Genomic DNA, 14,225 nt, shown 5'->3' on the forward strand with positions numbered 1-14,225 from the left:
GCGGCCAGGTCCCGCAGCAGCCGCAGGGTCTCGTCGGTGACCAGGTGCTTGGAGTAGTCGACGTACAGGTCGCCGACCCGGAGGGTGTACGCGGTACCGCGGCCGGGATCGGCGGCGAACAGCTCGCGCAGCCGCACCTCGCCGAGCTCCTCACGGTGCTTGGCCAGTGCGGCCCACTCGGGCGTCTGGTTGAGCCTGGTACGGCCCTCTGCGTTCATCTCGGACTTCCGCCTTCTTCTCTGGGTGTCCCGCTGAGCCCAACCTAATTGATCAGCGGTGAACACGAAGGAAGAAGAAGACCGACGGAGTCCGAAGCGGACCGGACTAGATCTCGCCCCTCAGCTTGGCGAGCGCCTCGGCGAGGATCGCCTCGCCGTCCGCGTCGCTGCGCCGCTCCCGCACATAGGCGAGGTGCGTCTTGTAGGGCTCGGTGCGCGGTGGGTCCGGGGGGTTGTCGCGGTCCTGTCCGGCCGGAAAGCCGCAGCGGGGGCAGTCCCAGGTATCGGGCACCTGCGCGTCGCTTGCGAAGCTCGGCTGTGTCTCGTGCCCGTTGGAGCACCAGAAGGAGATGCGCAGCCGCGGCGCGGACTCGCCGCGCTCGGCCTCGCCCATCGGCCCCGCCCCGACCCGGCTCCCCCGGATCGCGTTGCCACTTGCCACGGTCGTAACTCCCTGCGTGATGGTGCCGCGAAGCGAGTCGGCGTTCCGCTTCGCCGCGAGCGCCTCAGTCTACGTAAGGCCCAACGCGCGTCCAGTGATGGGAGTTACCTCCTCCGCAGCCAGACGCAAGCCCCATGATAGGCCGCGCTCAGCTGCGCGTACCGAACATGGGGCCTTACGTGCGGATTGCGGGGGAACGAGGGCGGATCGCACCCTCGGTCAGTTGTTCACCTTCATCATGATGCCGAGCGTGACGATGCACGCGAACCAGAGCAGACCGACCACGACGGTGATCCGGTCGAGGTTGCGCTCGGCGACCGAGGAGCCGCCGACGGAGGACTGCATGCCACCACCGAACATGTCGGAGAGGCCGCCGCCCTTCCCCTTGTGCATCAGCACCAGCAGCATCAGCAGCAGGCTGAAGACGATCAGGGCGATGGAGAACCCCAGAACCACGGCTGGACCAACTTCCTCGGATGCGGATGGACGACGCGGGGCCCAGCACGCTGCTGGACCCCGCAAGGGTACGACGAATCGCCGTTACCGCATACTCACTGGTCGCGGAAACGAACGATCTTGACGAACTCGTCGGCGTCCAGCGACGCGCCGCCGACCAGGGCGCCGTCGATGTCGGCCTGCGCCATGATCTCGGCGACGTTGCCGGACTTGACGGAGCCGCCGTACTGGATGCGGACCTTGTCGGCCAGCTCCTGCGTGTACAGCTCGGCGATCTTGCCGCGGATGGCGGCGCAGACCTCCTGGGCGTCCTCGGCGCCGCAGACCTTGCCGGTGCCGATGGCCCACACGGGCTCGTAGGCGATGACGACCGTCTCGGCCTGCTCGGCCGGGAGGTCCTTCAGACCGCCCTCGACCTGGGCGAGGGTGTGGGCGACGTGGTTGCCCGCCTCGCGGACCTCCAGCTCCTCGCCGACGCACAGGATGGGGGTGATGCCGTGCTTGTAGGCGGCCTTCACCTTGGCGTTCACCAGTGCGTCGGTCTCGGCGTGGTACTGCCTGCGCTCGGAGTGGCCGATCGCGACGTAGGTGCACTTCAGCTTGGCCAGCATGGGGCCGGAGATCTCGCCGGTGTAGGCACCGCCGTCGTGCGCGGAGATGTCCTGGGCGCCGTACACGATCCGCAGCTTGTCGCCGTCGACCAGGGTCTGTACGGAGCGCAGGTCGGTGAAGGGCGGCAGGACGGCGACCTCGACGGCCTCGTAGTCCTTGTCGGCGAGGGCGAAGGCGAGCTTCTGGACGTGGGCGATGGCCTCGAGGTGGTTGAGGTTCATCTTCCAGTTGCCCGCCATCAGCGGCGTGCGGGTGGTCATTGAGGTCAGTCCTCCAGTGCGGCGAGGCCGGGGAGCGTCTTGCCCTCGAGGTATTCGAGGGAGGCGCCGCCGCCGGTCGAGATGTGGCCGAATGCCTGCTCGTCGAAGCCCAGGGTACGGACGGCCGCGGCGGAGTCGCCGCCGCCGACCACGGTGAAGCCCGGGGAGTCGATGAGGGCCTGGGCGACCACCTTGGTGCCCTCGGCGTAGTCGGGGTGCTCGAAGACGCCCATGGGGCCGTTCCAGAAGACGGTGGCGGCGTCGGCGAGCTTCGAGGCGTACAGCTTGCGGGACTCCGGACCGATGTCCAGGCCCAACCGATCGGCCGGGATGGCGTCCGCGGCGACGGTGGTGGGGTGGGTGGCGGCCCCGGCCTTCAGGTCGGGGAACTCCCCGGAGACCAGCGCGTCGACCGGCAGCACCAGCTCGACCCCGTTCTTCTCGGCACGCTCCAGGTACTCCTGGACCGCCGGGATCTGGTCCTCCTGCAGCAGGGACCTGCCGACCTCGTAGCCCTTGGCCTTGAGGAAGGTGTACGCCATGCCGCCGCCGATGAGCAGGCGGTCGGCCTTGCCGAGCAGCCGGTCGATGACGGCGAGCTTGTCGGAGACCTTGGCGCCGCCGAGAACGACGACGTAGGGCCGCTTGACGTCGTCGGTGAGCTTCCTCAGGACGCCGACCTCGGTGGCGATGAGGTGTCCGGCGTAGTGCGGCAGGCGGGCGGGGAGGTCGAGGACCGAGGCGTGGCCGCGGTGCACCGCGCCGAAGCCGTCGCCCACGTACACGTCGGCGAGGGCGGCGAGGCGGTCGGCGAACTCGCCGCGCTCGGCGTCGTCCTTGCTGGTCTCGCCGGCGTTGAAGCGCAGGTTCTCGATGACCGCGACCTGCCCGTCGGCGAGGCCGGCCACGGTGGAGCCGGCGGACTCGCCGACCGTGTCGGTCGCGAACGCCACGTCGGCGGCCAGGAGTTCGCCCAGGCGGGCGGCCGCGGGGGCGAGCGAGAAGGCGGGGTCCGGGGCGCCCTTGGGGCGGCCCAGGTGCGAGGCCACGACGACGCGGGCGCCCGCCTCGGAGAGAGCCCTGACCGTGGGCAGCACGGCGCGGATACGGCCGTCGTCGGTGATGGTGGCGCCGCTCAGCGGCACGTTGAGGTCGGCGCGGACGAAGACCCGCTTGCCCGCCACGCCTTCGGAGAGGAGTTCGTCGATCGTCTTCATGAGGGGGCTCCCTGGCTAGAGCTCGTGTTCGCTCGTGATCACTCGTGATCGAAAGAGGGCGACTGTTCCGATACGTGCGTCAGGGCTCGGACAGCGCGTTGCCGCACCGGCCGAGCCCTGCACTCGCATCAGGCTGCCTGCTCCACGATCAGAGCTGGTTGCCCACGAAGACCGTGAGGTCGACGAGGCGGTTGCTGTAGCCCCACTCGTTGTCGTACCAGCCGATGACCTTCACGCTCTTGCCCTCCTGGACCATGGTCAGGGAGGAGTCGAAGGTGCAGGACGCCGGGGCGTTGACGATGTCGGAGGAGACGATCTCGTCCTCGGTGTACTCGAGGTAGCCCTTGAGCTCGCCCTCGGCGGCCTTCTGGAAGGCGGCGTTGACCTCTTCCTTGGTGACCTCGCGGGAGAGCTCGACGACCAGGTCGGTGACCGAGCCGGTCGGGACCGGGACGCGCATGGCCATGCCGTCCAGCTTGCCCTTGAGCTGCGGCAGCACCAGGGCGGTGGCCTTGGCGGCACCGGTGGTGGTCGGGATGATGTTCTCGGCGGCGGCACGGGCGCGGCGCAGGTCCTTGTGCGGGAAGTCGAGGATGCGCTGGTCGTTCGTGTACGCGTGCACCGTCGTCATCAGGCCCTTGACGATGCCGAAGTTCTCGTCGAGCACCTTCGCCATCGGCGCCACGCAGTTGGTGGTGCAGGAGGCGTTGGAGATGACGTGGTGGTTCGCCGCGTCGTACTGGTCGTGGTTGACGCCCATGACGATGGTGACGTCTTCGTTCTTCGCCGGGGCGGAGATGATGACCTTCTTGGCGCCGCCGGTGATGTGCTTCCCGGCGTCTTCCTTGGTGGTGAAGATGCCGGTCGACTCGATGACGATGTCGACGCCCAGGTCGCCCCACGGGATGTCGGCGGGGTTGCGCTCCGAGAGCACCTTGATCGTCTTGCCGTCGACGGTGATCGTGTCGGCGGTGTGGGTGACCTCCTGCTTGAGGCGGCCCAGAATGGTGTCGTACTTCAGCAGGTGCGCAGTCGTCGCCGTGTCACCCAGGTCGTTGACGGCCACGATCTCGATGTCGGCGCCCTGTTCCAGCAATGCGCGGAAGTAGTTGCGACCGATGCGGCCAAACCCGTTGATGCCTACGCGGATCGTCACGAACCGATCTCCTCGTTGGTGCGCCGGCTCTGTGCCGGCGAGCTGTATTTGGGATGTCCCCGACCACTGCCGACCCTACCTCTCCGGGGCCGCGGCCGTGACATCGACGTGCCCGGTACCCGACAGGGCGGCCTGTACCCGCCAGTAGGGCGCGGGCCGCCCCGGCCGACGGACTTCTTTCACCTCATCCGGTTACGGTCCGTCGCCCTCCGTTGACGTGCGGTGTCACCCGTCGAGGACGGTCAGGGTCTTCCTCGGCAGCGCGGCCCGGTCGGCCGCGGAGGGCAGGTGCTCCGGGCCGAAGCCCAGCAGCACGGTGTCGCCGGTGGTGACCGCTCCGCAGGTCCGGAACAGCGCTCCGGTGCGGGTGCGGTCCTTCAGGACGGCCGGACTGCCCGCGGGCGGTCTCCTGACAGCCGGTCAGCCGACGAGGTTGTCGGCCAGCTCCTCGCCGATGTTGGCCTCCGTACCCGGGACGCCGAGGTCGGCGGCGCGCTTGTCGGCCATGGCCAGCAGCCGGCGGATACGGCCGGCCACGGCGTCCTTGGTGAGCGGCGGGTCGGCGAGCGCGCCCAGTTCCTCCAGGGAGGCCTGCTTGTGTTCCATGCGCAGCCGGCCGGCCGCGGCGAGGTGCTCGGGAACGTCGTCGCCGAGGATCTCCAGGGCGCGCTGGACCCGGGCACCGGCGGCGACGGCCGCGCGGGCGGAGCGGCGCAGGTTGGCGTCGTCGAAGTTGGCCAGCCGGTTCGCCGTGGCGCGGACCTCCCGGCGCATCCGGCGCTCCTCCCACGCGAGCACCGACTCGTGCGCGCCGAGCCGGGTGAGCAGCGCGCCGATGGCGTCGCCGTCACGGACCACGACCCGGTCCACGCCCCGTACCTCACGCGCCTTCGCCCCGATCGACAGCCGGCGGGCGGCACCGACCAGGGCGAGCGCGGCCTCGGGACCGGGGCAGGTCACCTCCAGGGAGGAGGACCGGCCGGGCTCGGTGAGGGAGCCGTGCGCCAGGAAGGCCCCGCGCCAGGCCGCCTCGGCGTCGCAGGTGGCCCCCGAGACCACCTGCGGGGGCAGGCCGCGGATGGGGCGGCCCCGGCCGTCCACCAGGCCGGTCTGCCGGGCCAGCTGGTCGCCGCCCGCGACCACCCGGACGACGTAGCGCGAGCCGCGGCGCAGTCCGCCCGGAGCCATCACGATCAGCTCGGAGCTGTGGCCGAAGATCTCCAGGATGTCCCGCTTGAGGCGGCGGGCCGCCATCGCGGTGTCCAGCTCCGCCTCGATCACGATGCGCCCGCTCACCAGGTGGAGGCCGCCGGCGAACCGCAGGACGGCGGAGACCTCCGCCTTTCTGCAGCAGGTCCGGGTGACGGGAAGCCGGGAGATCTCGTCCTTCACCGCTGCCGTCATCGCCATGGGCCGATCCTTCCATGCATCCGAAAAATACGGTCGTACGCGGCGGCCAACAGTTCCGGGTCGTGCCGGGGGCTTCCGTCGGGCCGGGCCACCGGGGCCAGCTCGACCGCGGCGCCGAACCGCTGGGCGGCATCGGTGAGGGAGTCGCGGTCGGGCACGGCGGCCTCGTCGGCCAGCACCACGTCCAGGGCGAGTTTAGGGGCGTGTCGTCCCAAAACCTCCAAATGACGCTGCGGGGAGAAGCCCTCGGTTTCTCCTGGCTGCGGGGCGAGGTTCAGCGAGAGTACCCGGCGCGCCTTCGTCCCGATGAGGGCGTCCAGCAGTTCCGGCACGAGCAGGTGCGGGATCACCGAGGAGAACCAGGATCCCGGGCCGAGCACCACCCAGTCCGCGTCGAGGACCGCCGCCACCGCCTCGGGGACGGCCGGCGGGTCGTTCGGCACCAGGTGCACGGACTGCACCTCGCCGGGGGTGAGGGCGACGGTGGCCTGTCCGCGGACCGTGCCGACCTCCTCGGGCCGCTCCGGGTCGTGGCCCCTGACCAGGGCCTGGAGCTCCAGTGGAACGGCGGACATGGGCAGCACCCGCCCCTGCGCGCCCAGCAGCCGGCCGACCAGGTCCAGCGCCTGGACGTGGTCGCCGAGCTGCTCCCACAGCGCGACGATCAGCAGATTGCCGACCGCGTGCTCGTGCAGCTCGCCCCGGGACTGGAAACGGTGCTGGATGACCCTGGCCCAGGTCTGGCCCCAGTCGTCGTCGCCGCACAGCGCGGCCAGCGCCTTGCGCAGGTCGCCGGGCGGCAGCACCCCCAGCTCGTCCCGCAGGCGCCCGCTGGAGCCTCCGTCGTCGGCCACGGTGACGACGGCGGTGAGGTCCCCGGTGATGCGCCGCAGGGCGGCGAGCGAGGCGGACAGGCCCATGCCGCCGCCGAGGGCGACCACCTTGGGCTGGGCACCCCTGCGGCGCGGCCGCGCGCCGCGGAGCCCGGCCGGACGGCCGGCGCGCCCCTCGGGAACCGCTCTGCGCAGCCGGTTCAGCCGCGGACTACGTGCTGTCATTCCCGTCCCATGTCCCGGTGGACGACCACCGTCTCCACGCCCTCGGCGACCAGCCTGGCGGCGAGCTTCTCCGACATGGCGACCGAGCGGTGCTTGCCGCCGGTGCAGCCGACCGCGATGGTCACATAGCGCTTGCCCTCACGGCGGTAGCCCGCGGCGACGAGGCGCAGCAGCTCCGCGTACCGGTCGAGGAACTCCTTGGCACCGGGCTGGTTGAAGATGTACGACGCCACCTCCTCGTTGAGGCCGGTGTACGGGCGCAGCTCGGGGACCCAGTGCGGGTTGGGCAGGAACCGCATGTCCACGACCAGGTCGGCGTCGACCGGGAGGCCGTACTTGAAGCCGAAGGACATGACGGTGGCCCGCAGCTCGGGCTCCTCCTCGCCGGCGAACTGGGCGTCCATCTTGGCGCGCAGCTCGTGCACGTTGAGGCTGGAGGTGTCGATCACCAGGTCGGCGTCGCCGCGCAGCTCGCGCAGCAGTTCCCGCTCGGCGGCGATGCCGTCGACGATGCGGCCGTCGCCCTGGAGGGGGTGCGGGCGGCGCACGGACTCGAAGCGGCGCACCAGGGCCTCGTCGGAGGACTCCAGGAAGGCGGTCCGCCGGGTGACGCCCCGCGCGTCGAGGTCGGCGAGGGACTCGCGGAGGTTGTCGAAGAAGCGCCGGCCGCGCACGTCGACGACGACGGCGATCCGCGCCACGTTGCCCTGGGAGCGGGCGCCGAGCTCCACCATGGTGGGGATCAGCGCGGGCGGCAGGTTGTCCACGACGAACCAGCCGAGGTCCTCCAGGCACTTCGCGGCCGTCGAGCGGCCGGCCCCGGACATGCCGGAGATGATCACCAGCTCGGGGATGGCCGCCTCGGGCACCCCGGCGTTTTCCGTGCCGGCCTTCACCTGCGCTCCGTCGTCCTGGTGGGCGCCGGGCCCGGTGGTGTCGTCGCCGGTCCCCTGCCGCGCCGGTTCCCGCTCGGCCATGGGCCCTGTCTCGTGCTCGGTCATCGCTCCTGCCCCCGTCGTTCGTCCGGGGCGCCCGTGGACACGGGCTCCCCCGGAGAACCCGTGGTGTCCCCGGGTTCTTCCGTGTCATCCATGATCTCGCCCGTCGCCGTGTTCACGGCCGGGGCGGCGGGTGCCGCCCGGGCGAGGGCCGCGGCGATCGTCTCGGCCGTCTTGCGGCCTATGCCCTGAACCTCGCAGATCTGTTCGATTGTCGCCGATCGCAGTTTCCTCACCGACCCGAAGTGCTTGACCAACGCCTGCTTGCGGGTCTCGCCGAGCCCGGGCACGTCGTCCAGGGGACTGGCGCGGAAGCGCTTGGCGCGCTTGACGCGCTGGTAGGCGATCGCGAAGCGGTGGGCCTCGTCACGGACCCGCTGGAGCAGGTAGAGGCCCTCACTCGTGCGGGGCAGCACCACCGGGTCGTCGTCACCGGGCAGCCAGACCTCCTCCAGCCGCTTGGCGAGACCGCACACCGCGATGTCGTCGATGCCGAGCTCGTCCAGCGCCCGCCGGGCCGCCGCGACCTGCGGGGCGCCGCCGTCCACCACGACGAGCTGCGGCGGGTAGGCGAAACGCCTGGGGCGGCCGTCGTCCTCGGTGAGGGTGGTCGCGGGCGGTTCGGCGAGGCTCCCGGGGGGTTCCCCGGCGCCGGGGGCCTCACCGTCGGTCCACTCCCCCGTCCGTTCCTTCTCCGCCAGATAGCGCCGGAACCGGCGGGTGATCACCTCGTGCATGGAGCGGACGTCGTCCTGGCCGGCGAAGCCTCTGATCTGGAAGCGGCGGTACTCGCTCTTGCGGGCCAGCCCGTCCTCGAAGACCACCATGGAGGCCACCACGTCGTCGCCCTGGAGGTGCGAGATGTCGTAGCACTCGATCCTGAGCGGGGCGCTGTCCAGCCCCAGGGCGTCGCTGATCTCCTCCAGCGCGCGCGAGCGCGTGGTGAGGTCGGAGGCGCGCTTGGTCTTGTGCAGCACCAGCGCCTGCTGGGCGTTGCGCGCCACGGTCTCCATCAGGGCCTTCTTGTCGCCGCGCTGCGGGATCCGCAGGGAGACGCCCGAGCCGCGCCGCTCGGTGAGCCATTGCTGGACCGGCTCCACCGGGTCGGGCAGGGCGGGGACCAGGACCTCACGGGGGACGGCGTCGCCGGTCTCCTCCCCGTAGAGCTGCTGCAGTGCGTGCTCGACGAGGGCGCCGGTGGTGATCTCCTCGACCTTGTCGGTGACCCAGCCGCGCTGGCCGCGCACGCGTCCGCCGCGGACGTGGAAGATCTGGACTGCCGCCTCCAGCTCGTCCTCGGCGACCGCGATCAGGTCGGCGTCGGTGGCGTCGGCGAGCACGACCGCGTTCTTCTCCATGGCCTTCTTCAGGGCACCGATGTCGTCGCGCAGGCGGGCGGCCCGCTCGTACTCCATCTCCTCGGCCGCCTGCGCCATCTGCTTCTCCAGCCGGCGCAGGTAGGTGCCCGTGCGGCCGGCCATGAAGTCGGAGAAGTCCTCCGCCAGTTCGCGGTGATCCTCGGCGGAGACGCGGTCCACGCAGGGCGCCGAGCACTTGCCGATGTAGCCGAGCAGACAGGGGCGGCCGGTGCGGGCGGCGTTCCTGAACACGCCGGCCGAGCAGGTGCGCACCGGGAAGACGCGCAGCAGCAGGTCCACGGTGTCGCGGATCGCCCAGGCGTGCGCGTACGGGCCGAAGTAGCGGACGCCCTTCTTCTTGTGGCCGCGCATCACCTGCACGCGCGGGTACTCCTCGTTCATCGTCACCGCGAGGTAGGGGTAGCTCTTGTCGTCGCGGTACTTGACGTTGAACCGGGGGTCGTACTCCTTGATCCAGGAGTACTCCAGCTGGAGCGCCTCCACCTCCGTGGACACCACCGTCCACTCCACGGACGCGGCCGTGGTGACCATGGAGCGGGTGCGCGGGTGCAGTCCGGTCAGGTCCTGGAAGTAGTTCGCCAGGCGCTGGCGCAGGCTCTTCGCCTTTCCGACGTAGATCACCCGGCGGTGCTCGTCGCGGAACCGGTAGACCCCCGGCGAGTCGGGGATCTCACCCGGTTTGGGGCGGTAGCTGGAGGGGTCGGCCATGTCTCACACCCTACTGGCGGGGACCGACACCGCGGTGGGCCTGTGGACGAGGGAGGACCCGTGGGGCCCGGATGGGTTACGGGGGGTGGGAAGCGGGAAGGTGGGGGGTCCGTCCTTCGGGCGCGCGGCGGACGGTCATGAGGACGGTCACGAGTCGGAGGGCTGGTCGGATGCGACAGACACGGATCGAGAAACCACGACGACCGGCCCGGGCCCGCCGGTACGCGGACGAGACGTCCGCGCTCATCGAGCCCCTCGACCCACGCGACCCCGACATCGTGCGCGCCAAGCGCCTGCGGCTGCGGGAGCAGGACAGGGCGGGCGGCCGCTAGGACCTCCCGGGTCCGGATCTCTTACGGGGCCTTTCCGGGTCTCGGGGCGCTCCGGACGACAACCGAATCACGGTACGGGCCGCGGGGCCGTACCGGCCCTGTGGCCGGTACGGCCCCGCGGGTGTGTACCGCTGTCGGGCTTCAGGTGTTGTCGGGGCTTGGTCAACACGCTTCAATGCGGGGGAACTCCGGGCCCTGGGGAACGACGCAGGGGCCCGAGGGCTCCGCCGCGCCGGCGGGAGCGGTCCGGGGTGACCCGCGCGGAACGGTCCGGCCGGCCGTTGTGGACACAGAAAGGGCCCCTGCATGCCGTACGCCACACAGCACGCGGACCTCGCCACCGCGGAACTGGACTCGGTCCTGCGCGGCGGCCCGTTCCACGTCGCGCTGCGCGCCGCGATCGCCGCGCGGGGACTGCCGCTTCAGCGGGTGCAGCACCATCTGTCGCGCCACGGCGTAAAGGTCGGCGTCACCAGCCTGAGTTACTGGCAGCAGGGCGCCCGCCGCCCGCAGCGCCCGGAGTCGCTGCGCGCCGTACGGGCGCTGGAGGAGATCCTCCGGCTGCCGGAGGAGTCACTGATCCGGCTGCTCGCCGAGACGGGCGAGCGCACGGCGGACCACCGGTCCGCGGGCCGGTCCTACCGCTCCCTGGTGGAGGCCTCGGGTGTGCTGGAACGGCTGCTGGCCGAGTTCGGAACACCGCGGGACGGCGGGCTGCACACCCTGGGACACCACGAGCGGGTGCGGATCGGGGCGCGCCGTGAGCTGGCGGAGCGCGAGGCGCACCACATCGTGCGCGCGCACCGGGACGGTGTCGACCGCTATGTGGCCGTCCACCACGGCGACCCGGGTTCCGTGCCGGAGCGGATGGCCGTGCACGCCCTGGAGAACTGCCGGACCGGGCGCATACGCCGGCACCACGACACGGGCGTGCTCGCGGCCGAGCTGCTCTTCGACACCCGCCTGCGCGCCGGCGACACCTTCCTCTTCCGGTACGCCGTCGAGGACGGCACGGCCGGAAACTCGCGCGAGTACGTGCGCGGCGCACACTCCCCCGGGGGCCAGTACGTGCTCCAGGTGTGCTTCGACCCCGGAGTGCTCCCCTCGCGCTGTCACCGCTTCACCCAGCATTCGGCGGCGGCGCCGCGCGGCGGCCACCAGGAACTGGCGCTCAGCGGCCGGCACCGCTCGGTGCACCTGGTGGAGCCGCGCGTACGGTCGGGGTACGTGGGGATCGCCTGGGACTGGGAGTAGCGATCCGGTCAGGTCTGCCGGCCGGCGACCATCGTGCCGTTCTCCACCTCGACGGTCAGCGCCTTCAGGGGGGCCACGGCGGGCTCGCGCAGCACCTTGCCGGTGGTGGCGTCGAACTCGCTGCCGTGGCAGGGGCAGATCAGTGTCGTCCCCTCCAGCTTGTTGATGGGGCACCCCGCGTGCGTGCAGAGGGAGCTGTACGCCTTGAGGGCGCCGTCCTCGCTCCGGCTGACCACGACCTCGGACTCCCGGTACAGCTTCGCGCCGCCCTTGGCGACCTCGTTCTCGGGGCCGAGCTCGACGGGTCCGGTCAGCGGGGCGGACCCGTCGTCCCCGGCGCCTCGGCACGCGGTGAGCCCCAGTCCGGCGACGGGAGCGAGGGCCGCGCCCCGCAGGACGGTACGGCGGCTCGCGGCGGGTCGGGCGGGCATACGGGCTCCACTGGTCGGACGGACGTGCACGGGCGGACGTCGGGGACGATACCGGGGTGACCGTCGGCGGGGCGGCGTGGGGCGGCGGGGCGGACGCCGACGCGAGCGTGTACGCCGCCGCATGCGCGAGCGCCTGGGCGAACGCCTGCGCAAGCGCGTGCGTGAACATGTGCGTGAATGTATGCGTAAACGTATGCGTAAACGCTTGCGCAAACGTTTACGGAGGCCGTCGGATGGGATACCGTCCTCACCCGGAAGACGAACGCCCGGCACCGAGGAGAGCACGCGATGGCGACCATGGCGGACGTGGCGCGCCGCGCCGGTGTCTCGGTCGCGACCGTCTCCCACGTGCTGAACGACACCCGGCCGGTGCTGCCCCACACCCGCCAGGCGGTCCTGGACGCCGTGGAGGAGCTCGGCTACACGCCGAACACCCTGGCCCGTTCCCTGGTGACGTCCCGGACGCGGTCGATCGGGCTGGCGGTGTCGGCGATCAGCAACCCGTACTTCACGGAGATCCTCCAGGGCGTCGAGGCCGCGGCCCTCGACCACGGTTACAGCCTGCTCATCGCCGATCCGCACGACGACCCCGAGCACGAGCGCAAGGTCGTCCAGCTGCTGCACGAGCGCCGTGTGGAGGGCATGATCGTCGCGCCCTCCGCGCGGCCGCGCGAGCTGCTCGCCTACCTCGGGCGCCATCAGGTGCCGGCCGTGTTCCTGGACCGGCTGGTCGACGCGCCCGGGAGCGGCGACGGTGCGCGCTTCGACCAGGTCTGTGCCGAGAGCGCGGAACCGACGGCCCGGCTGGTCACCCATCTCGCGGGCCTCGGCCACCGCCGTATCGCGCTGGTCGCGGGACTGCCGGGGCTCAGCACCACCGCCGAGCGGATCACCGGGTACCGGCACGGTCTCGCGGCCGCCGGACTGCCGTACGACGAACGGCTCCTGGCGCACGGCGACTCCGCGTCGGCCGGCGCCGAACGGGCCACCGCCGGCCTGCTGTCCCTCGGTTCCCGCCCCACCGCGCTGGTCACCGCCAACAACACCATGACGATCGGTGCGCTGCGGGCCCTGCGGGCACACGGCCTGTCCGTGCCCGGGGACATCGCGTTGTGCTGTTTCGACGACTTCGCCTGGGCGGACCTCTTCTCACCCCGCCTCACGGCGATCGCCCAGCCCAGCCGGGACATCGGCGCCCGGGCCGTGCACATCCTGCTGGACCGCCTCGCCGACCCGGACCGGCCCGCGCGGACCGAACGGCTGCCGTGTGCCTTCGTGCACCGCAGTTCCTGCGGCTGCCCGGACGGACCGGAGCGGCCCGAGCCCCCCCAGGAAAGGAAACCCTCGTGATCGTCGTAGCCGGTGAGGCACTGATCGACCTGGTACCGCAGGGCGCGGGCGCCCTCGCGGCGCTGACGCCGGCGCTCGGCGGAGGCCCCTTCAACACCGCGGTGGCTCTGGGCCGCCTCGGTTCCCCCGCCGCCTTCTGCTCCCGGGTGTCCCGGGACGCCTTCGGTGAGGCGCTGCTGGACCGGCTGCGGGAGACCGGGGTGGACGTGTCGTCGGTGCAGCGCGGCGACGAACCGACGACGCTCGCCGTCGCCACGGTCGGCACGGACGGTTCGGCGGCGTACTCCTTCTACGTGGAGGGGACCGCGGACCGGCTGTTCACGGCCCCCGACGCGCTGCCGGACGGCACCCGCGCGGTGTCCTTCGGGACCTGCTCGCTCGTGCTGGAGCCGGGCGCGAGCGCGTACGAGGAGCTGATGCGCACCGCTTGCGCGCAAGGCGTGTTCACGGCGCTGGACCCCAATGTCCGGCCGGGCCTGATTCCCGATCCCGACGCCTACCGGGCCCGGTTCAAGAGCTGGCTGCCGTCGGTGTCGCTGCTGAAGCTGTCCGCGGAGGACGCCGAGTGGCTCGGCGGTTCCCCGCGGGAGTGGCTGGCGTCCGGCCCGGCGGCCGTGGTGGTCACCCGGGGCGGTGACGGGCTGACCGTGTTCACGCGCGAGGGCGGTGAGTACGCCGTACCGGGTGAGCGGGTCGAGGTGGTGGACACCATCGGCGCCGGTGACACCGTCAACGCGGCGCTGCTGCACGGCCTCGCGGCCCGGGACGCGCTCAGTGACGAGGGCGTGGCCGCGCTGGGCGCGGAGGGCTGGGAGGGCCTGCTCGGGCTGGCGGCACGCGCGGCCGCGATCACCTGCTCACGCGCGGGCGCGGAACCGCCGTACGCCCACGAGCTGGAGGCGGAGCCCGCCTGACGCACACGCGCCGTGCCGCGCGAGGGTCGG

14 protein-coding genes and 2 pseudogenes are annotated in these 14,225 nt (G+C 71.8%); 4 read left to right on the plus strand and 12 right to left on the minus strand.

Annotation, left to right across the window (positions count from 1 at the left end):
- From ACF07S_RS12070 to uvrC, 11 genes and pseudogenes are all read right to left on the minus strand, one after another.
- Positions 1-218, minus strand: a pseudogene (locus ACF07S_RS12070) (glucose-6-phosphate isomerase); the annotation flags it as partial.
- Positions 219-324: 106 nt separating this feature from the next.
- Positions 325-660 carry an RNA polymerase-binding protein RbpA gene (locus tag ACF07S_RS12075; protein WP_003957010.1) on the minus strand — a complete coding sequence of 112 codons (336 nt, stop codon included), beginning with the start codon at positions 658-660 and terminating at the stop codon, positions 325-327.
- Positions 661-879: 219 nt separating this feature from the next.
- The gene (gene secG, locus ACF07S_RS12080) at positions 880-1,116 is read right to left on the minus strand and encodes a preprotein translocase subunit SecG (protein ID WP_391965016.1); all 237 of its coding nucleotides are present in this window, start codon (positions 1,114-1,116) and stop codon (positions 880-882) included.
- Between the two features lie 95 nt (positions 1,117-1,211).
- Positions 1,212-1,988, minus strand: coding sequence for a triose-phosphate isomerase (gene tpiA / locus ACF07S_RS12085; protein WP_391965017.1), 777 nt, complete (start codon positions 1,986-1,988; stop codon positions 1,212-1,214).
- Positions 1,989-1,993: 5 nt separating this feature from the next.
- On the minus strand, positions 1,994-3,205 hold the full coding sequence (locus ACF07S_RS12090; RefSeq protein ID WP_391965018.1) for a phosphoglycerate kinase: 1,212 nt from the start codon (positions 3,203-3,205) through the stop codon (positions 1,994-1,996).
- A gap of 148 nt (positions 3,206-3,353) precedes the next feature.
- The gene (gene gap, locus ACF07S_RS12095; protein ID WP_391965019.1) at positions 3,354-4,361 is read right to left on the minus strand and encodes a type I glyceraldehyde-3-phosphate dehydrogenase; all 1,008 of its coding nucleotides are present in this window, start codon (positions 4,359-4,361) and stop codon (positions 3,354-3,356) included.
- A 225-nt stretch (positions 4,362-4,586) separates the two neighbouring features.
- Positions 4,587-4,775, minus strand: a pseudogene (locus ACF07S_RS12100) (hypothetical protein); the annotation flags it as partial.
- A gap of 6 nt (positions 4,776-4,781) precedes the next feature.
- Positions 4,782-5,771 carry a DNA-binding protein WhiA gene (gene whiA, locus ACF07S_RS12105; protein WP_391965020.1) on the minus strand — a complete coding sequence of 330 codons (990 nt, stop codon included), beginning with the start codon at positions 5,769-5,771 and terminating at the stop codon, positions 4,782-4,784.
- Positions 5,762-6,829 carry a uridine diphosphate-N-acetylglucosamine-binding protein YvcK gene (gene yvcK / locus ACF07S_RS12110; RefSeq protein WP_391974119.1) on the minus strand — a complete coding sequence of 356 codons (1,068 nt, stop codon included), beginning with the start codon at positions 6,827-6,829 and terminating at the stop codon, positions 5,762-5,764. Before yvcK ends, whiA begins: the two co-directional genes overlap by 10 nt.
- Positions 6,826-7,830 carry an RNase adapter RapZ gene (gene rapZ, locus ACF07S_RS12115; RefSeq protein WP_391965022.1) on the minus strand — a complete coding sequence of 335 codons (1,005 nt, stop codon included), beginning with the start codon at positions 7,828-7,830 and terminating at the stop codon, positions 6,826-6,828. The genes yvcK and rapZ overlap by 4 nt, the downstream gene beginning before the upstream one ends.
- A complete protein-coding gene (gene uvrC / locus ACF07S_RS12120) occupies positions 7,827-9,914 on the minus strand; it encodes an excinuclease ABC subunit UvrC (protein WP_391965023.1) in 2,088 nt (695 codons plus the stop codon). Before uvrC ends, rapZ begins: the two co-directional genes overlap by 4 nt.
- A gap of 170 nt (positions 9,915-10,084) precedes the next feature.
- Here uvrC and ACF07S_RS12125 point away from each other — a divergent pair, with 170 nt between their 5' ends.
- Positions 10,085-10,246, plus strand: a complete 162-nt coding sequence (locus ACF07S_RS12125; protein WP_391965024.1) for a hypothetical protein — start codon at positions 10,085-10,087, stop codon at positions 10,244-10,246.
- A 306-nt stretch (positions 10,247-10,552) separates the two neighbouring features.
- Entirely contained in the window at positions 10,553-11,500 is a 948-nt protein-coding gene (locus ACF07S_RS12130; RefSeq protein ID WP_391974120.1) for a hypothetical protein, read from the plus strand.
- Between the two features lie 8 nt (positions 11,501-11,508).
- Here the strand turns inward: ACF07S_RS12130 and ACF07S_RS12135 are convergent, their stop codons facing one another.
- Entirely contained in the window at positions 11,509-11,931 is a 423-nt protein-coding gene (locus ACF07S_RS12135; RefSeq protein WP_391965026.1) for a Rieske (2Fe-2S) protein, read from the minus strand.
- Positions 11,932-12,219: 288 nt separating this feature from the next.
- Between ACF07S_RS12135 and ACF07S_RS12140 the strand changes: the two genes are divergently transcribed.
- Both ACF07S_RS12140 and ACF07S_RS12145 read left to right on the plus strand, forming a co-directional pair.
- On the plus strand, positions 12,220-13,281 hold the full coding sequence (locus ACF07S_RS12140; RefSeq protein WP_391974121.1) for a LacI family DNA-binding transcriptional regulator: 1,062 nt from the start codon (positions 12,220-12,222) through the stop codon (positions 13,279-13,281).
- Positions 13,278-14,195 carry a carbohydrate kinase gene (locus ACF07S_RS12145; protein WP_391965028.1) on the plus strand — a complete coding sequence of 306 codons (918 nt, stop codon included), beginning with the start codon at positions 13,278-13,280 and terminating at the stop codon, positions 14,193-14,195. The genes ACF07S_RS12140 and ACF07S_RS12145 overlap by 4 nt, the downstream gene beginning before the upstream one ends.
- The last annotated feature ends 30 nt before the right edge of the window (positions 14,196-14,225 follow it).

Origin of the sequence: Streptomyces sp. NPDC016640 (genome assembly GCF_043076215.1) — a bacterium.
Taxonomy (GTDB): domain Bacteria; phylum Actinomycetota; class Actinomycetes; order Streptomycetales; family Streptomycetaceae; genus Streptomyces.